Source organism: Haloferax sp. S2CR25 (genome assembly GCF_031624535.1).
GTDB lineage: Archaea > Halobacteriota > Halobacteria > Halobacteriales > Haloferacaceae > Haloferax > Haloferax massiliensis.
In genome coordinates this window covers 751,082-776,048 of record NZ_JAMQOO010000001.1, presented here as the reverse complement: position 1 = coordinate 776,048, position 24,967 = coordinate 751,082, and the positions used below count along the sequence as shown (strand labels likewise).

Genomic DNA, 24,967 nt, shown 5'->3' with positions numbered 1-24,967 from the left:
GCTTTTCCCCGCGGCGTGCGAGTAGCCACCCGTGTTATCCGTCCCCGACCTCTTTGAATCGCGGCGGGACCGGTGGCGGACCCTCGCGCTCGCCGCCGTCGTCGTCGCCGTCGTCGCCGTCGTCGGAACGACGCTCGTCGACCGCTTTCCGTTCCTCGCCGACCCGACGGCGTTGCGGACGTGGCTCCTCGGATTCGGGGCGCTCGCGCCCCTCGCGTTCGTCGGCGTGCAAATCGCGCAGGTCCTCGTCGCACCCATCCCCGGACAGGCCCTCGGGTTCGCCAGCGGCTACCTGTTCGGCGCGCTCTGGGGGACGGTCTACAGCATGGTCGGCATCGTTCTCGGGACGGCGCTGGCGGTCGGCCTCGCGCGGGCGCTCGGCCGTCCGTACGTCGAGCGCGTCGTCACGCCCGAGGCGCTCGCCGTGTTCGACGACGCGATGGAGACTCACGGGCTGGCCGTCCTCTTTCTCGTCTTCCTCGTTCCCGGCCTCCCCGACGACGCCGTCTGCTTCGCCGCCGGCCTCACCGACATCCCGGTTCGGAGGGTCGTCCTCGTCGCGGCCGTGGGTCGGCTCCCCGGTTTCCTACTCGTGAACCTCGCGGGCGCGGCCGCCGCCGACGGCAACGCCGAACTCACCGCGATTTTCGTCGGCGCGTTGCTCGCGGCGTCGGTCCTCGGCTACCTCTACCGCGACCGGCTCATGGGCGCGCTTGGGTCGCTCACTGGGTGAAAAGCCGGTCGTTGAGCCACACCAGACACAGGTTCGCGGCGAGGAACGGGACGAACGCGCCCGCGACCCAGCCCCACTCCGTGAGCCCGAGCGGGACGACGCCGAAGAGGTCGGCGACCGGCGTGTACAGGAGGACGAGGTGGAGCGCGAGCGACAGGCCGACCGCGCCGAGGAGCCACGGGTTCGAACGCGGCGACAGCCGGTATCGGAGCCGCACCGACTGCGTGCGGACCAACTCGGCGGTGACGAGGAACGTGAACAGCACCGTCTGGGCGACGACGAGGTCGCCGGACTGGTCGAGCGCGTAGAAGAACACGCCGAGTCCGGTCGCGGTGAGCGCGACGCCGATGCCGAGAATCGAGGCCATGGTCCGGCGGTCGAGGACGCCCTCGTCGCGGGGGCGTGGTGGTCTGCGCATCACGTCGTTCGACTTGGGGTCCGCGCCGAGCGCGAGCGCAGGGAAGCCGTCGGTGACGAGGTTGAGCCACAGGAGCGCGACGGGCGTGATGACGAGCGCCGACTCGGCCGCGAACACCTCGGGGAACAGCGCCGCGCCGAGGAGCGTCCCGAGGAAGACGACGAGCACCTCGCCGGCGTTCGCCGACAGCAGGTAGTTGACGAACTTGCGGATGTTGTCGAAGATGCCGCGGCCCTCCGCGATGGCGTCGCGGATGGTGACGAAGTTGTCGTCGCGGAGCACCACGTCCGACGCGCCCTGTGCGACCTGCGTCCCGCGGTCGCCCATGGCGATGCCCACGTCGGCGTTGCCGAGCGCCGGCGCGTCGTTGACGCCGTCGCCGGTCATCGCCACCGTGTAGCCCGCGTCCTGGAGCGCCCGGAGGATGCGGACCTTGTGCTCGGGCGCGACGCGGGCGAACACGTTCGTCTCCTCGACGACCCGGCCGAGTTCCGCGTCGTCCATCCCGGCCACCTCGGTCCCCGTGACGACCGAGTCGGCGTCGATGCCGACCTCGCGGGCGATGGCGCGGGCCGTCCGCGGGGTGTCGCCGGTCGCCATCGTCACCCGAATCCCGGCGTCGAGGCAGTCGGCGACCGCCTCGGCGACGCCCTCGCGCGCCGGGTCGGTCATGCCCTGGAGCCCGAGGAAGACGAGTCCCGATTCGAGCGTCTCGTCGTCGGCGTCGGGGTCGACGCCGGGCGCGTAGGCGAACCCGAGCACGCGGAGCGCGTCGTCGGCGAAGGCGGTCACGGTCGCTTCGACGCGCTCGCGGCGCTCGTCGGTGAGCGGCTCGATTCCGCCGTCGACGAGGACGCGGTCGCACCGCGCGACGATTTCCTCGGGCGCGCCCTTCACGAGCGCGACGGGACCGTCGCCGGGCGCGTCGAAGTCGTCCACGACGACCGACATCCGCTTTCGCTCGGAGGTGAAAGGGACCTCGCGGAGCCTGCCGTCGGGGTCGCGCGAGCCGTCGAGGCCCGCGTCGGCGGCGGCGGTCACGAGCGCGACTTCGGTGGGGTCGCCGCGGTGGTCGCCGCCGTCGAGCTCTTTGGTGTCGTTACAGCGGGCACCGCAGGACAGGAGCGCCGCGAGCGCCGGGTCCGGGCCGGGACCCGGGTCCGAGGCGGTCGCGGACGCCGAGTCTGCCGCGGCTGCCGCGTCGGTCGCGGCCGATGCGCCGCCGTTTTCGGACGCGGACGCGGCGACGGTCGACGCCGAGTCACCGTCCAGCTGGACCGTCCGGTCGTCGGGGAGCCACGCGCGGGTGACGGTCATGCGGTTTTCGGTCAGCGTCCCCGTCTTGTCGGTGACGATGTAGTCGACCGCGCCGAGGCTCTCGACGACCGCGAGGTTGCGGACGAGCGCGTTGCGCTCCATGAGCGTCCGCGACCCCAGCGCGAGGGTGAGGGTGACGACAGCCGGGAGGCCCTCGGGGACGGCCGCGACGGCGAGCGTGACGGCGACGAGGAGGACGACCACCGGGTCGGTGGCGGTGAGGAACAGCTGGACCGCCGCGATGAGCAGGATGAGCGCGACGATGCCGACGCCGATGCGGCGGCCGAGGCGGTCGACCTCGATTTCGAACGGCGTCTCGCGCTGGCGGGCCTGCCCGAGTTGGTCGGCGATGCCCCCGAGTTCGGTGTCCATCGCGGTGGCGACGACGACGGCCTCCGCGCGGCCCCTGACCACGGTGGTCCCGGCGTGGAGGACGCTCCCCCGGTCGGCCAGCGCCGCGTCGGCGTCGACCGCCTCGGCCGCCTTGTCGACCGGGACGCTCTCGCCGCTCAGCGTCGACTCGTCAGCGCGGCAGTCGGCCGCCGTGAGAATACGGGCGTCGGCGGGGACGGCGTCGCCCGCTTCGAGGACGACCACGTCGCCCGGCACGACCTCGGTCGCGGGGACCGCCCGAATCGAGCCGCCGCGTCGGACCGTCGCCTCCGGCGTCGCCATCTCCCGGAGCGACGCGAGCGCCTGCTCGGCGCGGTAGTCCTGTACGAACCCGAACAGACCGTTTCCGAGGAGGATGAGCAGGATGAGCGCCGCGTCGGTGTAGCCCGGGTCGCGGCCGGGCAGGAGGCCGACGGCGAGCGAGAGGCCCGCGGCGACGAAAAGCAGGAGGATGAGCGGCCCGGTGAACTGCGAGACGAGAAGCGAAAGCGGCGAGACGCCCTCCTCGTCGGCGAGTTCGTTCGGTCCCTCCTCGTCGAGTCGGCGGGCCGCGTCGTCGGGGTCGAGGCCGTCGCGGCTCGACCCGAGTCGCTCCAGCGCCGCCCCGCCTTCGAGCGCGTGCCACGGGACGCCCTCGCGTCCGCTCGCTTCCTCGTCCTCCCGACGCGCGGGTACCTGCTCGTGCACGGTTCGACCGAACGACACGAATCGACGTATGTCCACCGGCGATTTTCACCCCGCCGCAGTCGGCGGTACGATGAATACCGTTCGGGCCGCACGTTCGACCATGTGTGTGGTGTGTCAGCGTGTCTAATCGGGTGGCGGCATCGAGCGAGAGCGTCTGTCCGTACTGCGGCGTCGGCTGCGGCATCCGCTACGACGCCGACCGCGGGAGCGCAGTCGGGTGGGACGGCCCCGTCAACACGCGGGGTGAGCTCTGTCCGAAGGGGGCCGCGGCGTGGGACGTGGTCGAACACGACGAGCGCCTGACCACCCCGCTGGTGCGAGTGAACGGCCGGCTCGTCGAGGCGACGTGGGACGAGGCGTTCGACCGCATCGAACGCGAGTTCTCCCGCGTCGTCGCCGACCACGGCCCCGACTCGGCGTTCTTCTTCGCGTCGTCGAACTGCACGAACGAGGAGAACTACCTGCTGCAGAAGACGGCGCGGGCGCTCGGGACGAACAACGTCGACAACTGCGCGCGGCTCTGTCACGCCTCGACGGTGGCGGCGATGGGCGACCGCTTCGGCGCGGGGGCGATGACGAACTCGCTTTCGGACCTCGGCGAGGCCGACGTGTTCCTCGTGACCGGCGCGAACCCCGCCGAACAGCACCCGGTCATCTTCCGGTCGTACCTGCTTCCGGCGCTCAAGTCGGGGACGACGATGATTCACGTCGACCCCCGCGAGAACCAGACGACGAAGGCCGCCGACATCCACCTCCCGGTCGAGCCGGGGTTCGACATCCCGCTTCTCAACGCGATGGCCGCCGTCATCATCGAAGAGGGGCTGGTCGACGAGGCGTTCGTCGCCGAGCGCACCACGGGGTTCGAGGCGCTCCGCGAGCACCTCTCGGGGCTCGATATCGACGCGGAAGCCGAGCGCGCCGGCGTCGACCCCGACGACCTCCGAGCCGCCGCGAGAGCCTACGGCGAGGCCGGCCGCGCGGCCGTCTTCACCGGGATGGGGATGAGCCAGCACCACTGCGGCACCGACAACGTGCAGGCGCTCATCAACCTCCCGCTCCTGACCGGCAACGTCGGCAAGGCGGGGACCGGCGTCAACCCGCTCCGCGGGCAGAACAACGTGCAGGGCGCGGGCGACGTGGGCGCGCTCCCGAACGTCCTGCCGGGGTATCGCCCCGTCACCGACGACGACGCCCGCGCCGCCGTCGCCGACGCGTGGGGGTTCGAACCCCCCGCCCTGCCGGGGCTCACGGAGGTCGAAGCGACCCACCGCTTCGGCGACGAGGTGCGGGCGGCCTACGTCTTCGGCGAGAACCCCGCCGTGACCGAGCCGAACGCGAACCGCGTCCGCGAAGCGTTCGAATCCCTCGACTTCTGCGTCGTCCACGACGTGTTCCCGACCGAGACGACCGAATTCGCGGACGTGGTGCTCCCGGGAAGCGTCTGGGCCGAGAAGTCGGGGACGGTGACGAACACCGACCGGCAGGTCATCCGGATGAACCGGAACGTCGCGCCGCCGGGCGACGCCCGCGCGGACCTCGATATCCTCCGGGAGCTCGCCGCCCGCGTGGCCGGCCTCGACGCGCCCGCGACCCCCGAGGGCGTCTTCGAGGAACTCCGGCGGGTGACGCCCATCTACGCCGGGATGTCCTACGACGGCATCGGCGCGGGGAGCCAGCGCTGGCCGTTCCCCGAGGGCGCGACCGAGGGGACCGCAGTCCTCCACGCCGACGCGTTCGAATCGGGGTCGAAGACCGCCCCGTTCCGGGCGGTCGAACACGTGGACCCGGCGGACCCCGTCGCCGACGGCGAACTCGTCCTCGTGACGGGGCGGGTGCTCCAGCACTTCAACAGCGGCGCGCTCACCCGACGCTCGGGCGTGCTGATGCGGATGCGCGGCGAGGACAGCCTGCAGATACACCCCGACGACGCCGCCGCTCGCGGCATCGAAGAGGGGGCGACCGTCCGCGTCGAAAACGACCGCGGGGAGGTCACGGTGGCGGCCGAGGTGACGCCCGCCGTCCGCCGCGGGACCGTCTTCGCCACGTTCCACTACGCCGACCCGCTCGTGAACCGACTGACCGGCGACGCGCTCGACCCGGTGGCGAAGATTCCCGAGTACAAACACAGCGCCGTCCGCGTGACGGTCGCGCCGGTGGAGGGCGGCCGATGACTGAGGGCCCGTCTGCGCCCCCCGCGTCGCTCCCGACGCTCGCCGACGCCCTCGGCATCGGCCCGGACGACCTCGTCTGCGCTGTCGGCGCCGTCGGCGCGGGCGGCAAACAGTCGCTTCTCTCCCACCTCGCCCGCGACCTCGACGGCGTGCTCACGAGCACCGTCCGCATCTCCGTCTTCGACGACGAGGTGGCCGAGGTGGTCGTCACCGACACCCCCGAGACCGCCGTGGTGGAGACGCCGACCCGCCCGCTCGGCGTCGTCGCGGAGCGCGAGCGCCCCGACCGCTACCGCGGCTACGACCCGGCGACGGTCGATCGAGTCGCGCGCGCCACCGACGACGTGGTGCTCGTCAAAGCCGACGGCGCGCGCTCGCGCTGGCTGAAAGCGCCCGGCGAGGACGAACCGCAACTCCCCGACACGGCCGACCTCGTCTGCCCGGTCGCCAGCGTCCGGGTGGTGGGCGAACCGCTCACCGACGAGCGCGTCCACCGACCGGAACTCGTCTCCGACGTGTCGGGGACGGCCGTCGGCGACGCGATATCCGAGTGGGACGTGGCCGCCGTGCTGGCGAACGACCGCGGCGGGATGAAAGACGTGCCAGAGACGGCGCGGGTCGTCCCGGTCCTCGACATGGTGGACGACGAGCGGCTGGCCGAGACGGCCGACGAAATCGCCGGGTGGCTCTGCGAGCATCCCCGGGTCGAACGGGTGGTGGCGACGTCGCTGGCCGACGACGACCCGGTCGTCGGGTTCTACTGACACCCCGCGAGGCCGACACCCGCGAGGCGACTATCTGGCGGTCTCGCGGCCCGTCAGCTCGTCGAGTTCGAGCTCCACGAGGTGGAAGTCGAGGTCGTCGACCTCCTCGTCGAACACGCGGACGCCGCCGAACAGTTCGTTGATGGTCGCCGCGTCGGGGCGCTCGTCGTCCGGGAGGACCCGAATCGCCCCGCGGGCCATGACGCTCCACGAGTCCTCGCCCGCGTCCTCGTAGCAGACGAACGTCGCCTCCTCGGTCTCCTCGATGAACGCGAGCTTCTCGCTTCCGCCGTCGTCGGTCAGACGGAACAGGAGCCGGTCGCCGTCGGCGTCGTAGAAGACGTGCGCTGGAATCGCGTAGGAGCGGCCGCCGTCGGCCAGCGACAGCACGCCCGACGAGGCGTCCGCGAGGCGTTCGGCGACCGTTTCGGGGTCGGTCCCGACGGTGTAAACGTATCTGATATCTCGCATACGTGTCGTTCGCGCTCTCGTCACATGAAACGGTGGTGCGCCGAAGGCGGGTTCGCGGGCGTCGGGTCGAACCTCAGGGGAGATAGAACTGCGACTTGGGGAACCGCTTGCGAACCTCCGGGGGCGCGTGGCGGACGATGTGCACGTCGTGTGTGTCGTCGCTCGCGACGTTGCCGCCGACGCTGACCAGCGGGACGACGACGCGACCCGCGTTCTCGCTGCCGACGAAGACAACGGCCGCGTCCGCCTCGGACGCGACCGCTCTGAGCTTCGAGACGATGTTCCCCGGTGCGGGGTCTCGACCGACTGAAACGGCCCGAAACGACGCCGACGGCGCGATGTCGACCGCGGTTTTGTGGAGTTCTCCGACGACCGTCTGCCGGTCGAACACCTCCCGCGACGGGACCCACCCCGCCTCGACGGCGTACGCCGAATCGTCGGGGACGACGGCGACCGCGAGCACGTCGTGGCCGGTGGCCGACGCGAACTGCGCGGCCCTATCGAGCGCGGCGTTCGCCAGCCGAGAGCCGTCGTAGGCGACGAGGTACATGCGTTCCGGTCGTTCTGCGACCGTGATAAATCAGTCGTCGGCCACCGACTCGATTCGCTCGCCGGACGACGCGAGTCGGTCGAGCGCCTCCTGTGCGGCGTCGCTCACGTCGTCGGCGTCGCGGTAGGAGTCGCCGAGGCCCACCTCGCGGCGGTGCCACTCGCCGTCGGCGAACGCGAAGATATCGACCCACCAGTAGAGCGTCAGCCCCCGCGCGAACTCGGTGATGGTGACGCGCCGGTCCGAGTCGGGCGACTCGTAGACGGTCTTGGCGCTCGCCTCGTCGGTGTCCACGTCGGTCTCGACGGTCCACCCCTCCGGAACGGCGAGCGAGAAGGGGTCGTCTGTCATCATCGTTCCCGACGGGACGGAGCGACTTGATTGGTCCGCTTTCGGCGATCGTCTCGGAAAGGCGACTCAGTCGAGCGACCGCGCCGAGTTGGCGACGACGAGCAGGCTCGACGTGCCCATGGCGACGGCGGCGAAAAGCGGGTTGAGCACGCCGAGGGCGGCCAGCGGGATGGCGACCGCGTTGTAGCCGAACGCCCACGCGAGGTTGCCGCGGATGCGGCGGTTCACCCCGGTCGAAAGCGAGAACACCTCGGGAATCGCGTCGATGTCGCGGCCGACGAGCACCGCGTCGGCGGCGTCGCCCGCGATGTCCGTCCCCGTGCCGAGCGCGATGCCGATGTCGGCGGCGGCGAGCGCGGGCGCGTCGTTGCTCCCGTCGCCGACCATCGCCACGGTCCCCCGGGCGCGGAGGCGCTCGACCGTCTCGGCTTTCGCCTCCGGCGGGACGCCCGCGAACACGTCCGTCACGTCCGGGTGGTCGCGGAACCGTCGCGCGGCGCGCTCGGAGTCGCCCGTGAGAACGACGACCTCGCGGCGTCCCCCCGCGGCGACGGCGGCGACCACGTCGTCCCACGCCTCGCGCGGTTCGTCGCCGACGACGAGCACCGCCCGAGAGCGCCCGTCCCAGCCGACGACGACGGGAACCGCGCCCTCGTCGCGGGCGGCCTCGACGGCGGTCTCGTGGGCCGGCGCGAGCGTCACGCCCTCATCGCGGAGGAGGTCGGGGTGGCCGACGACGACGCGCTCGCCGTCGAGTTCGCCGGAGACGCCGCGGTCGTGGACGGTCACGTCGTCGACCGAAACGTCGGGAATCGTCGCGTTCGCGTCCCCCTCCTCGATTCGGTCTTCGGCCGCCTCGACGACAGCGGTCGCGAGCGGGTGCGCCGAAAAGCGTTCGAGTGCGGCGGCCGCGGCGAGCGCGGCGGGTTCGTCGTCGCGGTCGTCGCTCCCGTCTCCCTGCTCGCCAACGTCGCTCCCGCCCTCGGTCTCGCCGTCACCGACGACGCGGAGGACCGCCATGTCGCCGTCGGTGAGCGTCCCGGTCTTGTCGAACACGACCACGTCCACGTCGGGGACGGCCTCGAAGACGGCCTCGGAGGCGACGACGATGCCCCGGCTCGCGGCCTCCTTGATGCCGGAGGCGACCGCCAAGGGCGTGGCGAGGCCGAGCGCGCAGGGACACGAGACGATGAGGACAGTGAGGCCGACGAGGAGCGCCTCGGTCGGCGTGCCGCCGCGGACGAGCGTCCAGCCGAAGGCGACGGCGGCGAGGACGAGCACCGTCGGCACGAAGATGGTCGCCAGTTTGTCGGCGAGGCGCTGGACGCCCGAGCGGGCGCTCTGGATGTCCCAGAGCAGTTCGACCAACCGGTCGAGCGTGCTCGTCGCGTCCTCGCCGACCGCGACGACGAGCGGGCGGTCGGTGACGACAGTGCCGCCGAGCACGTCGTCGCCGGGGCGCTTCGTCCGCGGCATCGACTCGCCGGTGACGAGCGCCTCGTCGACCGCGGCGGTCCCCTCGCGAACCGTCCCATCGACCGGCACGCGCTCGCCCGGCCGAACCTCCACGAGGTCCCCCGATTCGAGCGCGTCGAGCGCGACCGTCTCGACGGCGGCGTCGCCGGGGCTGTCCGCCCCGCCCGCGACTCGCCGGCGGGCCTCCGAGACGCGCGAGGCCGCGAGGTCCGAGAGCATCCCGGCGGCCTTCCGCTTGATGCGGTCCTCGTAGTAGTTGCCGAGCGTGACGACGAGGATGATGGCGACGGTCACGTCGAAGTAGACGTGGGTCTCGCCGACGAGGACGGCGGCCGTCGAGTAGACGTAGGCGCTCGTCGCCGCCAGCGAGACGAGCAGGTCCATGTTCGGCTGGCCGGCGCGGAGGCTGACGAGCGCCCCGCGGAGGATGGGAAAGCCGGTGTAAAACAGGACGATGGAGGTCATCACCCAGATGTTGCCGAGGATGTAGATGCCGTCGAACACGCCGAGTTCGACGACCGGCTGGAAGCCGACGTAGGTCGGGTACAGAAACAGGACGTACCACAGCATCACCATCATGCCGAAGACGCCGCCGCCGATGACGAAGCGGGCGACCTGGTTGTCGGAGCGCTCGGCGGCCTCGCGTTCCTCTGGGTCGCGCGTGCCGTAGCCGTAGCGCGCGAGCGTCCCCGACAGCCCGTCCAAGTCGGCGGTTTCGGGGTCGTAGGTGACGCGGACCATGTCGTTGGCGTAGCTGGCTTCCGCGGCGTAGACGCCCTCGCAGGTCCGCGCGGTGCCCGAGACGAACGCCTCGCAGGTGGCGCAGTGCATCCCGTCGACGGCCATGTAGGTCCGCTCGGCGTCGTCGGGCACCGCGTCGGCCTCGCCCGCGAGTTCGCGCTCGACCGTCTCGGGGTCGGCGCTCGCGGCGTCGCCGAGCGCGCGGGTGATTTCGAGACAGCCGCGACAGCAGAACTCGCCGTCTACCTCGTCGCCGGTGACCGGCGGCGTCGGCGTCAGCAGTCCGCAGAGGTCACAGCCCTCGGCGTCGTCGCCGTCGCTCCCGCCGCCGGCCGACCCGCGGGACCGCGTCGTGGTCGACATCGTCACAACGGTTGGTAGAAGGGCACGTGAAGGTGCGGGACCGACACGCCCAGAAGCATCAGCCCGTGGGACAGCGGGATGTAGCCGAGGACGAGGAACGCCGCCCCGAGCGCCCGGTGGAGCGTCGCCCGCCGGCGCGCCGAGACGCGGCCCAGAAGCGTCCCGTAGAGGAACAGCGTCGGAATCGTCCCGAGACCGAGCAGGCCGAGGAGGGCGGCGGCCCGGAGCGGCTCGCCCGTCGAGAAGGCGTACAGGTACGCCGGGTAGATGATGGGACACGGGAGCAGGCCGTGAATCGCCCCGAGGCCGAGGATTCGAGGGCCGCCGACGAGGCTGTCGACGCGGGCGGTCGCCCACCCGCTGACGCGGCCGAACAGGCGGGTGACCGCGGCCGGCGTGAACCGGTCGATGGCGGTCGACCGCCCGACGAGGTAGCCGACGCCGGTGAGGATGATGGCGGCCCCGACGAGCAGACCGGTCGCCCCGCGGACGCCGCTGCCGACGGCGACCACCGAGTCGAACGCGTCGAAAAACAGGCCGCCGACGAGGGCGAAGACGGCCCCGATGGCCGCGTAGCTCAGCGCCCGCCCGACGTTGAACAGGGCGTGTTGGCGGACCTGCCGGAGCGTGAGCGACCGGCTGTCGACGCCCTCGCGGTCGGCGAGGCGGTCGGCGTAGACGCTGACGAGCGGGCCGCACATCCCGAGGCAATGTGCCCCGCCGAAGAGGCCGACGAGGAGGAACGCGATTGCCTCGGGCGTCGCGGCGGGCAGTCCGAGCGAGATGCCGCCGTCCATCTCAGGCGGCGTGTTCGGCGTCGGTCTCGTGGTCGGCGTCGCCGTCGTGGCCGTGTCCGCCCTCGGTCGGACTCATGAGGAAGTAGATGACCGTGGAGATGAGAAGCACGTTGACGGCCGTGACGACGCCCGCGAGGGGGTTCTTCGTCACGCCGAAGATGACCGCTGGCAGGAGCGCGAGCAGTGCGACGGTTCCGGCGCGCCGTGGCGTGAGTTCCATATCGGTCCATTCGCGACCACGGTGTTTCTGATTTCGCCTATTCCCACCGCGTTGGAATGGGGTGTTGCGTTAAAGTCCCGTTATTCCTCATGACCGGGTATGGCCGTTGATTCGACAGCAGAGGGAGCCGCGTCCTCTGCCGCGCGCACTTCCACCGACGGAGGCGTGCCAGCAAACGCGGATTCCCAAGGAGATTCCGGGCAGGCCGAGCCCCCGGTGGATTCTATCGTCGGGACGGCCGACGACGGCATCGTTCGCGAACTCGGACACGACGACTTCGACCCGGTCGGGACGCTCGTGCTCGTGCTCATCTACATGGCGATTCTCATCGGCATGTGGGTGTTCATGTACTTCGTCGAGTTCCTCGGACGGGGCCTCACGGTGGTTGGATAGATGGAGATACACGCCTACGAGAAACTCTGGTTGGCGCTGGCGCTCGTCCTCATCGTCGGGTTCATCGGGACGATTACGTACGGGGCCGCCGGCGCGGGCATCGACATGATAGACGACAAGGGCGGCACGGTCGACCCGGCGACGCTCGACCAGCATCCGAAGTTCGGCGACCCCGGTATCGAGCGGACCGGCGAGAACAGCTACGACGTGTACGTCGTCGCCCGCCAGTTCGTCTTCGAACCCGGCACGACGCAGCCGCTCCGCGTCCCCGCCGGGAGCACGGTCACGTTCCACGTGACCGCCGCCGACGTCATCCACGGCTTCGAAGTCGTCGGCACGAACGCGAACACGATGGCGATTCCCGGGCAGGTCTCGGAGTTCACCGTCGAGTTCGGCGAGCCCGGCGAGTACGGGTTGCTGTGTAACGAGTACTGTGGCTCCGGCCACCACGTGATGGAAGGGCAGATTGTGGTTATGGAACAAGAGAAATTCGACAGCTGGTACGAACAGCAACAGGCGGACGGGGAGGCTGAGAACTGATGGCGACCGCATCCGGCGGCGGCGAGTTCGTCGATAAGTTCCCAGACGAGGCGGCCATCGTCAAGGCGAGTTTCCTCATCGCGTTCGTCTCGCTCGGAATCGGCGCGTTCTTCGGCCTCATTCAGGCGCTCCACCGGACGAACGTCCTCCGCGTCATCGACTCGGCGGACTACTACACGGTGCTGACGGGCCACGGCGTGCTTCTCGCCATCGTCTTCACCATCTTCTTCCTCTGTGGGGTGTTCCACTGGGCGGTCGCCAGAAGCCTCGACCGACCCGCCGAAAGCGCGCTGTTTTCGTGGGCGTGGGTCGGCCTGATGACGACCGGCACGGTTCTGGCCACGGTCGCCATCCTCGGCGGCCTCGTCCCGAACCTCGGCATGAGCGCGGACGTGCTGTTCACGTTCTACGCGCCGCTGCAGGCGCACCCGATATTCTACATCGGCCTCGCGATGTTCATCGTCGGCACGTGGCTCGCCGGCGCTGACTGGTTCCTCTCGTACCGCGCGTGGCGGCGGGACCACGAGGACGAGCGCATCCCGCTACAGACGTTCATGGTCCTCACGACCATGATCATGTGGTACGTCTCCACCCTCGGCGTCGCCGTCTCGGTGGTGTTCTTCCTCATCCCGTGGTCGCTCGGCCTCATCGAGAGCGTCAACCCGCTTCTGACGCGGACGCTCTTTTGGTACTTCGGCCACCCCATCGTCTACTTCTGGCTGATGCCGGCGTACCTGCTTTGGTACACCGTGCTCCCCAAGCTCGCGGGCGGGCGGCTGTTCAGCGACCCCCTCGCGCGCGTGGTGTTCGTGTTGTTCCTCCTGCTTTCGACGCCGGTCGGGATTCACCACCAGTACCTCGACCCGGGCATCGCGGAGGGCTTCAAGTTCATCGCCATGACGAACACGATGTTCCTGCTGCTCCCGTCGTTGCTCACGGCCTTCACGGTCGTCGCGAGCATCGAACACGGCGCGCGTCAGCGCGGCGGTGAGGGCTACCTCCGCTGGCTCGGCGCGCTCCCGTGGCGCGACCCCGCGTTCACCGGGATGGCGCTCGCGGGCGCGATGTTCGCCGCCGGCGGCTTCTCCGGCATGATAAACGCCGGGATGAACATCAACTACCTCATCCACAACACGCTGTGGGTGCCGGGGCACTTCCACCTCACCGTCGGCACGGCCGTCGCGCTGACGATGATGGCCGGGTCGTACTGGCTCGTCCCGCAGGTCACGGGCACGAAGCTCTACAGCCGGCCCATCGGCCTCCTGCAGGTCATCATGTGGTTCGTCGGCATGGTGTTCATGTCGAACGCGATGCACCGCGCCGGCCTCGCCGGCATCCCGCGGCGCACCGCCGAACCGCAGTACCAGAACTTCGACTTCGTGACGCCCATCGGGAGCATCTTCGAGCTTCGGGTGCAGATCGCCCTCGGCGGGACGCTCCTGTTCCTGTCCGTGGTGCTGTTCCTGTTCAACATCCTCCTGACCTCGCTCGGCGAGGAGTCCGACCGGCCGGTCGACTCCCACCTGCCCGAGCCGCTTTCGGGGCCCGAGGGAAGCCCGCGCGTCCTCGACAACCTCGCGATGTGGACCGGTATCGCGGCGGTGCTCGTCGTGCTCGCGTACACGCTCCCGCTGGCCGGCATCATCCAGAACGGCGGCGGGCTGTTCGGCGGGGGCCTCCCCGTCCCGGCGACCGTCTCGGCCGGCTTCGACCTCGCGGCCACGACGGTCACGAGCGCGTTCAACACCCTCTGGGGGGTGGTCGCGTGAGGCTCACGAAGGCGCGGGCGCTCATCCTCATCGCGTTCAGCGTCCCCGTCGCCATCGAACTCCGCACGGTCGCGGGCTTCTTCAACGTGGAGCTCCCGCTCATCGCCGTGGCGGTCATCGAGTTCCTCTTTTTAGCCCTGCTGTTCGTGCTGTACGGGCTCTACGGCGAGGGGTCGGAGTCGGCGGCGTAACCGACGGCTCGACTCGCAGTTTCGACCCCCTGATTTTCCGGTTCGTCGCCGCGGTACCGTCGCGCGACGACCCGCGTACCGACATAAATCCCCCGCGATATCGGGGGAGACGCTCGGCCAGTTTCCCGGTCGTTGAGAAGCAGTCTCCGTTTATATTCCGTAGTCTCGCCTACGTCTAAGCGACCATGAGCAACCTCGACCTGATGAAAGCCGGCATCGGCCTCGCGGTCGTCATCGGCATCGCCCTCACGGCGGTCGCCGGCTACGCGCTGTTTACGACCCTCGGCGGCATCGAAGGCCTGACCGTCGCCCCCGAACTCCTCGTGTCCGTCCTCTTCGGCGGTCTGCTCGTCGCGGCCGCCGCGAGCGTCCGTCGGGTCGCGCCCAAGCCGCGCACCCGCGTCTGAGAGCGTCGTCACCGACCGACCACGGCTCCGCTGACTTCCGTTCTCCGCGACCCGTCCCGCCGAGCGGCCGCACCGGGCCGACGGTGACTATTCCTCTCGCATCGACGCCCGCCGCGCCGCCGAGGCGAAAAGCGATATCGCTCGAACACCAATAGAATGACATGTACCACACCGTCCTCGTCCCCACCGACGGCAGCGCCCGCTCCCGCGCGGCGGCCCGCCGGGCAATCGACCTCGCGAGCGCCTACGGCGCGGCGATTCACGTCCTCGCGGTCGTCGACGCCGGCGACCTCGGACTGTGGACTGCCGCTGACGTGCCGGTCGAGCGAGTGCGCGCGAGCCTCCGGGACGCCGCCGAGATGGCCGTCGAGGAGATTGCATCGCTCGCCGGTGACGCGGGCGTCGACTGCGAGACCGAAGTCCGCATCGGCGTGCCGTACCGGGAGATTCTCGACGCGGTCGCCGAGGCCGACACGGACCTCGTGGTGATGGCGACCCACGGGCGGACCGGCCTCGAACACGCGATTCTCGGGAGCACGACCGAACGGGTCGTCAGGCTCGCCGAGGTGCCGGTGTTGACCGTCAGAGAGTGAGCGCAGACTCGCTCGCTCGGAGCCGGAGCCGCTCGATCAGACTCAGACCAGCGCCCTGAGTCCGTCACGGAGCGCCCGTCGGCCGTAGACCGCGAGGCCGACGGCTCCGGCCGCGCCCAACAGGAGGGGAATCACGTCGAAGCCGTCGACCGCCAGTCGGAGCGCGCCCCAGACGAGGAACGCCGCGGCCTGCGCGACGTAGAACGCGAGGGTTTCGTTGAACGGGACGAAGCCGCCGGCGAGGAAGACCACACAGAGGAGCGCGATGCCGACCACGTCGGCGCTCATCGGCGGGAGCCAGCCGAAGGCGACCGCGCCGACGGCGAAGGCACAAAAGACGACGCCGACCGCCAGACGGAACGGGGCGATTTCGGCGAACAGCGACTTGTCCGGCGGAACGACGTTCGAACCGCCGTCGGCCGGTGTCGTAGATGTCGGAGGCACAGTCGCACGTTCGTCCGGAACTGTCAAAATTCTATTCTCTCGTGCGGCCGCGGTCCGCCTACTCCACGGGGATACGACTGCCGCCGCCGCCGCGGTCGCTCCGGTCGTCGCGGTCGACGGCGGGGCGCTCGTCGAGTTCGACGACGAGCGTCAGCGGGTCGCCCTCGCGGACGATGCCGACGGCGACGGGTTCGCCGGGGCGCGTCTCGGTGATGAGATAGCGCATCAACTCCTCGTGGGTGCGGACCGGGTTGCCCTCGATGGCGACGAGCACGTCGCCGCCGACGGGGATTTCCGTGCCGCGGTAGTCGGCCGTCCCGCGACAGCCGTGGAGGAAGCCCTCGTCCCCGTCGGAACCCGCGGCGTCGACGACGAGGACGCCGTGCGGCGCGTCGAGGTCGTTCGCGTCGGCAACCGTCGGCGTCACGTCGAGGGTGCGCGCCCGGAGGTACGAGTGGCGGTAGCGTCCGTCGGCGACGAGCGCCGGGAGGATGCGATTGGCGATGACCGGCGAGACGGCGAAGCCGATGTTATCGCCCTGCTTGGCGCGGTTGACGCCGACGACCTCGTAGGCGGCCCCGGCGTCGTCGGCGTCGGCGTCGCCGTCAGATTCCCCGGCGGCGAATCCCACGAGCGGCCCGCCCGAGTTGCCGGGGTTGATGGGGGCGTCCGTCTGGACCACGTCCGGGATGGCGAAGCCGTTCGAGGTGGGAAGCGACCGGTTCGCCCCGGAGACGATGCCCGCGGAGATGGAGCCGTCGAGGCCCAGCGGGTTGCCGAGCGCGGCGACCGACCGCCCCGGCGCGGGGTTGTCGGCCGCCAGTGGGAGCGCCGCGGCGTCGTCGGGCAGGTCGTCGACGGCGACGACGGCGAGGTCGGTGTAGGCGTCCGCGCCCACGACCTCGCCGACGCGCCACGACCCGTCGGCAAATCGGAGTTCGACCCGGCCGGCGTCGCCGGCGTCGGCGAGCCGCGAGACGTGCTCGTTGGTGACGAGATGCCGGTCGTCGTAGACGAAGGCGCTGCCCGCCCCACCGAGCCGGCGGCGGCCGCCGACGTAGACGGAGACGACCGAGGGGATGACGTCGCGGTACAGCGCTTCGAAATCGGGATGCGTTGGCATGGTGGTGCGACGGGGCGGCACATACCGCCGGGGCGTCGCTTACCTCGGGTTAGCGCCCGACGGATTTGAGCGTGTCGCGTGGTGACAACGGACACGACTGTCTCCCGCGGCAATCCGGTCGGGTGCGGCGGCCGCGGCCCGCGACCGAAGCGATGCCGCGAGGCCCCCAATTTAATACTATCTGTAGTAAACGTCGAGACAGCAATGGTCGCACTCGACGTACACGAGGACATGCAACGACTCGCCGACAGCGGCGTCGTCGCGGTGATGCGCGGCGCGGACGCGGACACCATCATCGACGTGGCCGACGCGCTCCACGAGGGCGGCGTCACCGCCTACGAAATCACGGCCGACAACCCCGACGCGATGGACCTCATCCGCGAGGTGTCGGCGTCCTTCTCGGACCGCGAGGCAATCGTCGGGGCAGGGACCGTTCTCGACGCGCCGACCGCGAACGCGGCCATCCAGGCCGGCGCGGAGTTCGTCGTCGGGCCGAACTTCGACGAGGGCGTCGTCGAGACCTGCAACCGCTACGGGACGCTCGTCGCGCCGGGCATCATGACCCCGACCGAGGCGACCGACGCGTACTCCGCGGGCGCGGACCTCGTGAAGGTGTTCCCCGCCTCCTCGCTCGGCCCCGGCCACCTCAAGAGCATGAAGGGGCCGCTCCCGCAGATTCCGATGATGCCGACCGGCGGCGTCGGCCTCGACAACGCCGCGGACTACATCGAGGCCGGCGCGGTCGTCGTCGGCGCGGGCGGCGCGCTCATGGACGACGAGGCAATCGAAAACGGCGACTTCGAGGTCATCACCGAGACGGCCCGCGAGTTCTCGAACGTCATCGACGACGCGCGAGACGACTGAGGGAGAGCGGGTGGTCGTCCTAATTTAAATAATAGAATATATAATATGTATTTAGCTATCCAAGACGAGATATAATATAATGACAAAAAGGAACGAAAGGACGGCCGTTTGGAATGGAATTATGTTTAGTTCTGAACCAAAATATAAAAATACAGCAATAAATAAACTAATCTTATCATACCCCTTCAGGTTATACGACTGACTATCTCCGCTTGGGCTGAGTTCGTTTCCTTCCATTTGCGTTAATCACTCCCCTGTGAGAAAATAACCATGCCGGATTTATGATTTCGGCTCCTGAGTACCCATCGATCTGCTTAGAGCTGGTTTCTTAATTTTAGTTTGGGGTATATTGTTTCCCGTTTCTGAGGTCTTCTTGTTCGTAGGCCGGAGATACGGTCCAGGAATCCTCCTCGTTAGTAATACCAAAACTGATTCCATCATCGGATATATTGGTATCTCCTAGACTTGCCGAATCATACAGCATTGAATAGGAGAAATATATCTCTCGTTCATTTAGGGGAACAGATGTGTCTGGATCAATATAAAGCGTCATGTAATCTTGTAGATCTAAGTCACCTCCGACTTCACCATCTCCAATTAGTGGATTCTGACCTTTGAAGTATAGGCCATTATACCGTGCAATAGCTCCCCCTTCTGGTGTTTGCTTTTTGCCAAGCTCAACCATGTCAGATCCAAAGCTATACCAACTCTCCCCATCTCTCTCCGGGGGTTTACTGTAGTGGTCTGGGTTATAGCCAATCTTAGCTATATCTTTTGGCTTTCCAGTATATGCATCATCTATACCACTGTTATCGAATGACCAGTGTAACTCTACTGCGTCATAACTACCAAGGCTGTAGTAAGTCATTGTTAGAGTAAGGTCTTTTTCCTCAAATCCCGAAATGATCTGTGTTGACGGGCCATCTGTACTTGAACCCGTTTTCAGGTCTACTTTTGTTGTTTTTTGTTCATTCCCGTATTCTATATCTTTATCATCGATGTATTTGAACCATTTATCAAGGCTCCAATCTTTTTTATCCCGCTTCTTCATGGCTTTGTCAAATTTCACCACGCTGTCTTCTTTCCCGGAACTGATTGTTGGGACCAAACCAACTCCAGCAGCTGCACCCATAGCTTGTAGAACAGTTCGTCGATTCGGTTGTTCTATGTTCTTATCAGACATCCAACTAGACTCTGACAATCAAAAACCATATTCATTTCTAAACAGTTGGAAATCCAATATGTGTTTCAGATCTGTAATGTTTATAATATCCATTGGTTCCCACGTATTAACTCTAAGAATTGGTCTTGATTAATATTGATTTGTTGTTATTATCTCCGTTCAATACCTTCCTCTCTGAAACAACCGCTGAGTAGGTGTGTGATACTTGTCGTGGCGGGGTTACTGATACAAGGGGTGCGGTAGACCCACAGTCTCATCCTAACAATTGTTCAATATGGATTGAGTCGAATAAAGGGACAAGGCGTGCTGTATACACTCTCTATTCTGCACGCAATTCAGCTCAGAAATCACGGGTTCCAACGGATCAAATCCCCTCGAACCGCCCGCCAATCGCTTCTTACCGAATCGACCGCACGCGTTCTTCGAACCCATCGGGAACCACGTCGGCGAGCGCGTCGGGGTCCGACTCGCCGTTGGCCGCGACGAGGTAGGCCGCGCCGTCGGCGTCGCCGTAGACGCGCTGGAAGTCGTAGACGAAGCCCCAGCAGTCGGTCGCCTCGGGAATCTCGTCGCTCTCGGTGAGGTACTCCACCTGCCGGACGACCGCGTACTCGACGAGTCGGTTGACCGCCTCGCCGCCCGGCGTGTCCGCGTCGAACACGCCGAGTTCGCGGGCCTCCTCGGCGAGCGGGACGAGCCGCGAGACGGCGGCTTCGACCGCCGGGGGCAGGTCCCCGACGCTCCCGTCGGTGACCGTCTCGTAGGCGGCCGTCACCGCGCCACAGCCCGTGTGCCCGAGGACGACGATATCTGTCGACTTGAGCGCCGACACCGCGTAGCCGACGGCGTCGTTGACGACGAGCCGCCCGTCGATTTCGGTCCACACCTGATTGCCGACGTTGACCGACGTGAACAGCTCGCCGGCCCTGTCGGCGCTCCAGACCGCGTCGGCGGGGACCCGAGAGTCCGAACAGCTCACCGAGACGACCGCCGGCGACTGCGCCTCGCGGACGCCCTCGAAGTGGTCGGCGGCGAGGCTCTCGACGTGTCGCGCGTTCCCGGCCAACAGCGACTCCAGCACTGTTCGCGTCATTGGATTACGTTGCACCCGCACGTCGATATAGCTCCCCGCTCGTCGCGATGTTCACCGCCGTCGGTGGGTCCTCTCGGCTATCGACTGTCATCGGCCGACTCGTCGCTCGCCTCGGTGTCGTCGTCGCCCGCCTCGACAGACTCGCCCCAGATGAAGGGGTCGTCCGGCTCTCGTTCGACCCCCGTCTCTGTCTCCGCCTCCGTCTCCCCGTCTTCGCCCTCGTTTTCGTCCTCGGTGGTCGTCGGCTCGGCCTCCTCGACGAACTCGGGCGTCTCACTCACGTCGGCCTCGTCGTCGGCGACCGCCTCCGAATCCGACGCGTCGGCGTCGCGGTCCGGTTCCGCGGCGCGGATGCCGAGGGCGGCCTGTCGGGACTGCCGTCGCGCCTCGCGTCGCGCCGAAAGCGCCTCGCGGAGACGGTCGTTCAGCGTCTCCCGAAGCTCCGCCGCGTCGGCGACTTCGATGTCGACCGCGGTCGCGTCGCCGCCGACGAGGGAGATGCTCCCCGCGGTGTCGGCCGTGACCGTCGAGACGCGCCAGCGGCGCTGGAAAATCGTCCGGCGCTCGATGACCGTCTGCACGCGGTAGTAGGGGACGAACCGCGTCTCGCGCTTCCAGAAGCCGTTGCGGGTGACGAAGTGGTCCTCGGTGAGCGCGTAGCCGCGGTGCCGCCACTGGAGCGCGCCGGCGACGACGGCCACCGGGACGAGCGCCAGCGGCACGAACCACGGAATCTCCTGCGGGAGAAACCGGTTCGCGCCGTAGAGCGCGAGCGTCGCCGCGCCGAGGACCAGCGAGTACCGGACGGCGTAGCGCCGGCGGATGCGCGTCGGCGGCCCCTCGAACGTCGGCACCTCGACGCCTTCGAGGTCGGCGACGAGGCCGAGCACGCGGTCGCGGGTCGCGAGCGGGATGGCCGCCTCGGAGCCGCGACCGCCGCTACCCGACCCGTTGGACCCGTCCGAACCGGGGGCGTAGCCCGCCGTCTCCACGAGGAGCGTCGCGTAGCCGAACCGGCGCTTCAGGGGGTTGTCCTCGACGGTGAGCGTCTGGAGCTTGTCGAGCGGAATCGACCCGTTGTAGCGCTGGAGGAGGCCGCGTTCGTACTGGAGTTCGTCGCCGACGCGGGTCAGCCGGAAGCCGTAGTAGTTCACCACCGCGGAGGCGAAGCCGGCGGCCCACGACACGAGCGCGACGAGGAGCACCAGCGCGACGATGCCGACGCCCGCGGCCGCGGCGCTCCCGGCGGGGACCGGTACGTCCACGTAGGAGGCGACGATGGGGAAGGCGGTCGACCCGAACACGAAGACGAGGCCGGGGAGTCGGAGGTCGAACGACAGCGCGCCGACGATGGCCAACTCCCGCGGCGTCAGTTCGAACAGCAGTTCCTGTTCGGGTTCGGGCGCGTCGCCGTCGGTGCCCCCGCGCTTCAGGCGGGCGACCTCCGACTGGATGCGGCGGGCCTCCTCGTAGCTGACGAAGCGGAGGCTGCCTTCGGTCTCGCCGCCGCCCGCGGTTTCGAGGTTCACGGCGGCGATGCCGACCAGCCGCTGGGCGACGTTGCGGGAGATGTCGACGTTCTGGATGCGCCGGTAGGGAATCTCGCGGTTGCGCCGGGAGAACACGCCCGACCGGATGTCCAGGGTGTCCGGCGTGAGTTCGTACTCGAACCGGCGGAAGTAGGCGAGTTCGTAGCCGGCGATGCCCAGCACGGCGACGCCGACGAGCGCGACGGCCCCGAGGCCGCCGAGGAAGCCGCCGAAGGCGGTCCCGCCGGTGAACGCGAAGAACGCGAGCGCGAACACGATGCTGGCGCTGCGCTGGACCGCCCGATAGGGCACCGAGAGCGGCGACAGCCGGGTCATACCGCGTCGTCGCCCTCGGACGCGATTGCGAGGCGCTTCAGTCGGTCTTGAAGGTCCTCCGCGCCCTCGGGGGTCAGCCCCGGAATCGACACGTCGGCACCGCGGGAGCCGGCGGTGTAGACGACGGTCGACGCGAGGCCGACGAGCCGTTCGAGCGGGCCGCGGGTCGAGTCGACGTGCTGGACCCGGACGAACGGGACGACGGTGTTGACCTTGGTGAGGACGCCGCGCTGGAGGTACAGCGAGTCGTCGCGGACCTCGTAGCCCCACGCCCGATACCGGAGCAGGGCGACGGCGACGCCGACGACGAGGACGATGACGCCGACCGCGACGGGGACGTACGCGGGTATCGAGACGGGGCCGAACATCGTCACCGCGGTCGCCACGCCGCCGACGACGAGGGCGAACACGACCGCTCGGGCGACCCACAGAAGACGGATACGGGGGTGGAGGCGATTCACGGGAATCCCTCCGAGCGCGTGAACATCGTATACTCCGGCGTCTCCTCGAACGGATAAATAACTGTGGCCGCGACCGAATCGGCTTACGGGGTGGCGGCGAGCCGGCGTTCGACCCGTCGGGTCGCGGTGTCGAGCGTCGAGCCGACCGCCGCGAGCGTCGCAAGCACCGGGTACCGGACCGACAGGTCGGCGTAGAGGAACTCCGTCACGTCCGGCACCAGCGCGGAGAGCGCCCGTCGGTGGTGTGAAATCGTCTCCTGTCGCGCCGCGACGAGTTCTTCGAGTCGCTCGCGGAGCGCCGATAGCTCCTCGTAGAGCGCCAACAGCGCGTCGAAGCCGCGTTCGGAAAGCGGCGTCCGATCGAGGTCGCCGAGCCGGCCGAGGAGGGCTTCGATATCGTCGCGCATCGACGCCACCGACTCGGCCTCCTCGTCGACGACCTCGACGAACCGCTCGCGCTCGTCCAGCGACGACGCGGCCGCCGCGGCGACCGTGCGCCGGAGCGGCGGCGACAGGACGCTCGCCGACCGGAACGCGGTCGCCACGTCCGGGCCGAACTCGGCGGCGAGGCTCTCCTCGAAGTCGTCGCCGTACTCCTCGTCGTAGTGCGGGACGGACATCACGGTCCGCTCGTAGCTCCGGCGCAGGCCGGAGAGCGCGGCGTCGGTCCTGTCTCGCCCGCCCCGCTGGCCCACGAGCGTCGCGGCCGCGGGGGCCTGATTCGGAGTCGACGCCGTCGCCCGCGACGCGACGACCTCGCGGCGGAACGCCCGGAACGCCTCGCGTTCGTCCACGCAGCGGCGGCGCTCGGCGCGGAGTGCCTCGCGGGCGTCGTCGAGGCGGTCGAGGCTCACCGCCATCGAACCGCCCCCGGAACGTCCGAGCCGACGACCCGTCTCGGCGGCGTCCGCTCGTCGACGAGCGGGAGCGCAGACAGCTGCCCGCGCTCGGCGTGCGCGGCGATACCCTGCCCGTGGGCGGCCCCGGCGGCGGCGAGCGTGTACGCCTCGGCCATGCCCTTCGGTCCCGCGAGCGGGACGAGTCGGACGGTCGTCCCGCGGCGGTCGACGTCGACGAGGATGAACGCCTGCGGGAACGAGCAGGTCGCCGGGGCGATGAGTTCGCGGACGCCGGCTCGCACCGCCGTCGCGGGCCAGTGGATATGTCCGGAGAGCACGAGCGGCGCGTCGTGGCGCGCGAGCACCGCGGCGAGTTCGTCGGCGTTGCGGAGCTGGTAGAAGTCGGCGTCGGGGAACTGGCCGGTGTGGCGGCGGGGGTGGAAGACGTTGTGGTGGAGGACGACGACCGGGGTCGTCGCGTCAGCGAGGATCGTGTCGAGCCAGCGGAGTTGGGAGTCGGGAACGGCCCCCTCGTGGGTGTCGGTGAGCGAGAGGTTCGGGCCGCCGCCGGCGGAGTCGAGGCCGACGATGTCGACGCCGCCGACCCGGCGGACGAACGGGAGGGCGTCGTCAGCGTAGCGCGCCGCGAACTCGGCCGGCGTCGGGGCGTCGTAGTCGTCCCAGCGCTTCGGCACGTCGTGGTTGCCGGGAACCGCGACCCGCGGCCCCGGCAGGTCGCGGAGGAGTTCGTCGACCACGTCGTACTCCTCGGGGCGGCCGTCGCGGGTCAGGTCGCCGAGCAGGACCGTCGCGTCGACGTCGAGGTCGGCGATGGTCGAGACGGCGGTCCGAAGCCGCGTCTCGCTCCGGTGGTAGACTTTCCACGTGCCGGAACCCGTCGGCGTGACGTGCGGGTCGGCGACGACCGCGAGCCGGGTCGGCGTCTCCGAGACCGGTCGTGCGAGGCGCGCGAGCACCGGACCGGGACCGCGCTCGGCCGACCTCCCGACCGGCGTCTCCCCGATGGTCAGCGGGGCGTCCGGGCTCATCGGTCGATGGTCCGCGTGAACGTCCCCAGCGCGGTCTCCCGGTGGACGCGTATCCGCCCGGTCTCGGGACACAGCTCGATTCGAAGCGGCGACTCGGTGGCGCGCGTCTCGTCCCCGTGCATACACGTGGACTCACCCGGACCGAGCCCATAAACATATCGTACAGAATATATATTTTCTAACGTAGATATAGATACTCTACGGAGCCCTCGGGAGTCGGTGCCGGCGTCAGTTGAGGAGCAGGCCGGCGTCGACGAGGAGCAAGACGGCGACGAGCGCGGCACCGAGGTAGAACGGCGCGGCCTTCTCGGCCGGCGTGCGGACCTTCTTTTCGGCGAGGCCGTCTTTCGCGCGGGCCCGACCGACTTCGACGAGGCCGGTCAGGACGAACCAGAGCGCGAGCATCCCGAGGACGAGGTGGCCGCGGCCGGAGCCGAACAGGCTCTCGGCGGTGTAGCGCGTGCCGGCGAGGTGGCCGCCGGTGGCGAACATCACGAGCGAGGCCCCGCGGGACCACATCGTCAGCCGCGAGACGACCGATTCGAACGCGGCGGCGCGGATGTTCCCGGCGCGGGCGGTCGGCAGCACGGCGAGCGCGAAAAAGAGGACGCTCCCCGTCCAGAGACCGCCGACGACGAGGTGGAGCGTTGCCATCACGGTGTCGATGAGTGCCATGTCCGTCGGGTTAGTTCAGCGATGCT

General features: G+C 68.9%; 27 protein-coding genes. 10 read left to right on the top strand and 17 right to left on the bottom strand.

All coding sequences use genetic code 11. The features are described from left to right. Positions 1 to 31: 31 nt before the first annotated feature. The gene (locus NDI65_RS04080; RefSeq protein WP_310893420.1) at positions 32 to 733 is read left to right on the top strand and encodes a VTT domain-containing protein; all 702 of its coding nucleotides are present in this window, start codon (positions 32 to 34) and stop codon (positions 731 to 733) included. On the opposite strand, the gene NDI65_RS04075 is transcribed toward NDI65_RS04080, so the two are convergent. After that, positions 723 to 3,584: a cation-transporting P-type ATPase gene (locus NDI65_RS04075; RefSeq protein ID WP_310893419.1), complete on the bottom strand. Its 2,862-nt coding sequence runs from the start codon at positions 3,582 to 3,584 to the stop codon at positions 723 to 725. The two genes, NDI65_RS04080 and NDI65_RS04075, sit on opposite strands and share 11 nt — an antisense overlap. 95 nt (positions 3,585 to 3,679) lie before the next feature. Here NDI65_RS04075 and fdhF point away from each other — a divergent pair, with 95 nt between their 5' ends. Together fdhF and yqeC are read left to right on the top strand one after the other, a co-directional pair. After that, on the top strand, positions 3,680 to 5,719 hold the full coding sequence (gene fdhF / locus NDI65_RS04070) for a formate dehydrogenase subunit alpha (protein WP_310893418.1): 2,040 nt from the start codon (positions 3,680 to 3,682) through the stop codon (positions 5,717 to 5,719). Next, positions 5,716 to 6,483 carry a selenium cofactor biosynthesis protein YqeC gene (yqeC, locus tag NDI65_RS04065; RefSeq protein WP_089778730.1) on the top strand — a complete coding sequence of 256 codons (768 nt, stop codon included), beginning with the start codon at positions 5,716 to 5,718 and terminating at the stop codon, positions 6,481 to 6,483. The genes fdhF and yqeC overlap by 4 nt, the downstream gene beginning before the upstream one ends. A 30-nt stretch (positions 6,484 to 6,513) precedes the next feature. On the opposite strand, the gene NDI65_RS04060 is transcribed toward yqeC, so the two are convergent. From NDI65_RS04060 to NDI65_RS04035, 6 genes are all read right to left on the bottom strand, one after another. Then, complete coding sequence (locus NDI65_RS04060; RefSeq protein WP_089778728.1) at positions 6,514 to 6,954, bottom strand: pyridoxamine 5'-phosphate oxidase family protein; 441 nt, start codon at positions 6,952 to 6,954, stop codon at positions 6,514 to 6,516. Positions 6,955 to 7,027: 73 nt separating this feature from the next. Continuing rightward, positions 7,028 to 7,504 carry a universal stress protein gene (locus tag NDI65_RS04055; protein ID WP_089778726.1) on the bottom strand — a complete coding sequence of 159 codons (477 nt, stop codon included), beginning with the start codon at positions 7,502 to 7,504 and terminating at the stop codon, positions 7,028 to 7,030. Between the two features lie 30 nt (positions 7,505 to 7,534). Then, positions 7,535 to 7,855, bottom strand: coding sequence for a hypothetical protein (locus NDI65_RS04050; protein ID WP_089779906.1), 321 nt, complete (start codon positions 7,853 to 7,855; stop codon positions 7,535 to 7,537). Between the two features lie 66 nt (positions 7,856 to 7,921). Further along, positions 7,922 to 10,435: a cation-translocating P-type ATPase gene (locus NDI65_RS04045; protein ID WP_089778723.1), complete on the bottom strand. Its 2,514-nt coding sequence runs from the start codon at positions 10,433 to 10,435 to the stop codon at positions 7,922 to 7,924. Positions 10,436 to 10,437: 2 nt separating this feature from the next. Next, a complete protein-coding gene (locus tag NDI65_RS04040) occupies positions 10,438 to 11,232 on the bottom strand; it encodes a sulfite exporter TauE/SafE family protein (RefSeq protein ID WP_089778722.1) in 795 nt (264 codons plus the stop codon). Between the two features lies 1 nt (position 11,233). Then, positions 11,234 to 11,452 (bottom strand): hypothetical protein, encoded by a 219-nt coding sequence (locus NDI65_RS04035; protein WP_089778721.1) that lies wholly within the window; start codon positions 11,450 to 11,452, stop codon positions 11,234 to 11,236. 165 nt (positions 11,453 to 11,617) lie between these two features. Here NDI65_RS04035 and NDI65_RS04030 point away from each other — a divergent pair, with 165 nt between their 5' ends. From NDI65_RS04030 to NDI65_RS04005, 6 genes are all read left to right on the top strand, one after another. Then, on the top strand, positions 11,618 to 11,845 hold the full coding sequence (locus NDI65_RS04030; protein WP_089778719.1) for a hypothetical protein: 228 nt from the start codon (positions 11,618 to 11,620) through the stop codon (positions 11,843 to 11,845). Beyond that, entirely contained in the window at positions 11,846 to 12,385 is a 540-nt protein-coding gene (locus tag NDI65_RS04025; protein ID WP_089778717.1) for a cytochrome c oxidase subunit II, read from the top strand. Further along, positions 12,385 to 14,154, top strand: coding sequence for a b(o/a)3-type cytochrome-c oxidase subunit 1 (locus NDI65_RS04020; RefSeq protein ID WP_310893417.1), 1,770 nt, complete (start codon positions 12,385 to 12,387; stop codon positions 14,152 to 14,154). Before NDI65_RS04025 ends, NDI65_RS04020 begins: the two co-directional genes overlap by 1 nt. After that, positions 14,151 to 14,345: a CbaC protein gene (locus tag NDI65_RS04015; protein WP_089778714.1), complete on the top strand. Its 195-nt coding sequence runs from the start codon at positions 14,151 to 14,153 to the stop codon at positions 14,343 to 14,345. The genes NDI65_RS04020 and NDI65_RS04015 overlap by 4 nt, the downstream gene beginning before the upstream one ends. A 185-nt stretch (positions 14,346 to 14,530) precedes the next feature. Next, positions 14,531 to 14,752, top strand: coding sequence for a hypothetical protein (locus tag NDI65_RS04010; protein ID WP_089778713.1), 222 nt, complete (start codon positions 14,531 to 14,533; stop codon positions 14,750 to 14,752). A 161-nt stretch (positions 14,753 to 14,913) separates the two neighbouring features. Next, complete coding sequence (locus NDI65_RS04005; RefSeq protein ID WP_089778709.1) at positions 14,914 to 15,345, top strand: universal stress protein; 432 nt, start codon at positions 14,914 to 14,916, stop codon at positions 15,343 to 15,345. A gap of 42 nt (positions 15,346 to 15,387) precedes the next feature. Here the strand turns inward: NDI65_RS04005 and NDI65_RS04000 are convergent, their stop codons facing one another. Then, on the bottom strand, positions 15,388 to 15,789 hold the full coding sequence (locus tag NDI65_RS04000; RefSeq protein ID WP_089778707.1) for a hypothetical protein: 402 nt from the start codon (positions 15,787 to 15,789) through the stop codon (positions 15,388 to 15,390). 58 nt (positions 15,790 to 15,847) lie between these two features. Next, a complete protein-coding gene (locus NDI65_RS03995; protein ID WP_089778705.1) occupies positions 15,848 to 16,912 on the bottom strand; it encodes a trypsin-like peptidase domain-containing protein in 1,065 nt (354 codons plus the stop codon). 204 nt (positions 16,913 to 17,116) lie between these two features. Here NDI65_RS03995 and eda point away from each other — a divergent pair, with 204 nt between their 5' ends. Next, positions 17,117 to 17,776 carry a bifunctional 4-hydroxy-2-oxoglutarate aldolase/2-dehydro-3-deoxy-phosphogluconate aldolase gene (gene eda, locus NDI65_RS03990; protein ID WP_310893416.1) on the top strand — a complete coding sequence of 220 codons (660 nt, stop codon included), beginning with the start codon at positions 17,117 to 17,119 and terminating at the stop codon, positions 17,774 to 17,776. Between the two features lie 334 nt (positions 17,777 to 18,110). On the opposite strand, the gene NDI65_RS03985 is transcribed toward eda, so the two are convergent. From NDI65_RS03985 to NDI65_RS03950, 8 genes are all read right to left on the bottom strand, one after another. Further along, entirely contained in the window at positions 18,111 to 18,959 is an 849-nt protein-coding gene (locus NDI65_RS03985; protein ID WP_310893415.1) for a hypothetical protein, read from the bottom strand. A gap of 397 nt (positions 18,960 to 19,356) precedes the next feature. Next, the gene (locus NDI65_RS03980) at positions 19,357 to 20,052 is read right to left on the bottom strand and encodes a carbonic anhydrase (RefSeq protein WP_089778701.1); all 696 of its coding nucleotides are present in this window, start codon (positions 20,050 to 20,052) and stop codon (positions 19,357 to 19,359) included. 77 nt (positions 20,053 to 20,129) lie between these two features. Next, entirely contained in the window at positions 20,130 to 21,917 is a 1,788-nt protein-coding gene (locus tag NDI65_RS03975) for a PH domain-containing protein (protein ID WP_089778699.1), read from the bottom strand. Further along, positions 21,914 to 22,327 carry a PH domain-containing protein gene (locus tag NDI65_RS03970; protein ID WP_193310953.1) on the bottom strand — a complete coding sequence of 138 codons (414 nt, stop codon included), beginning with the start codon at positions 22,325 to 22,327 and terminating at the stop codon, positions 21,914 to 21,916. The genes NDI65_RS03975 and NDI65_RS03970 overlap by 4 nt, the downstream gene beginning before the upstream one ends. A 134-nt stretch (positions 22,328 to 22,461) precedes the next feature. Continuing rightward, complete coding sequence (locus NDI65_RS03965) at positions 22,462 to 23,238, bottom strand: hypothetical protein (protein ID WP_089778695.1); 777 nt, start codon at positions 23,236 to 23,238, stop codon at positions 22,462 to 22,464. Beyond that, positions 23,229 to 24,266, bottom strand: a complete 1,038-nt coding sequence (locus tag NDI65_RS03960) for a metallophosphoesterase (RefSeq protein ID WP_089778693.1) — start codon at positions 24,264 to 24,266, stop codon at positions 23,229 to 23,231. Before NDI65_RS03960 ends, NDI65_RS03965 begins: the two co-directional genes overlap by 10 nt. Continuing rightward, the gene (locus NDI65_RS03955) at positions 24,263 to 24,388 is read right to left on the bottom strand and encodes a hypothetical protein (RefSeq protein ID WP_264371807.1); all 126 of its coding nucleotides are present in this window, start codon (positions 24,386 to 24,388) and stop codon (positions 24,263 to 24,265) included. The genes NDI65_RS03960 and NDI65_RS03955 overlap by 4 nt, the downstream gene beginning before the upstream one ends. Before the next feature lie 106 nt (positions 24,389 to 24,494). Continuing rightward, positions 24,495 to 24,941 (bottom strand): hypothetical protein, encoded by a 447-nt coding sequence (locus NDI65_RS03950; RefSeq protein ID WP_008573466.1) that lies wholly within the window; start codon positions 24,939 to 24,941, stop codon positions 24,495 to 24,497. Positions 24,942 to 24,967 lie beyond the last annotated feature (26 nt).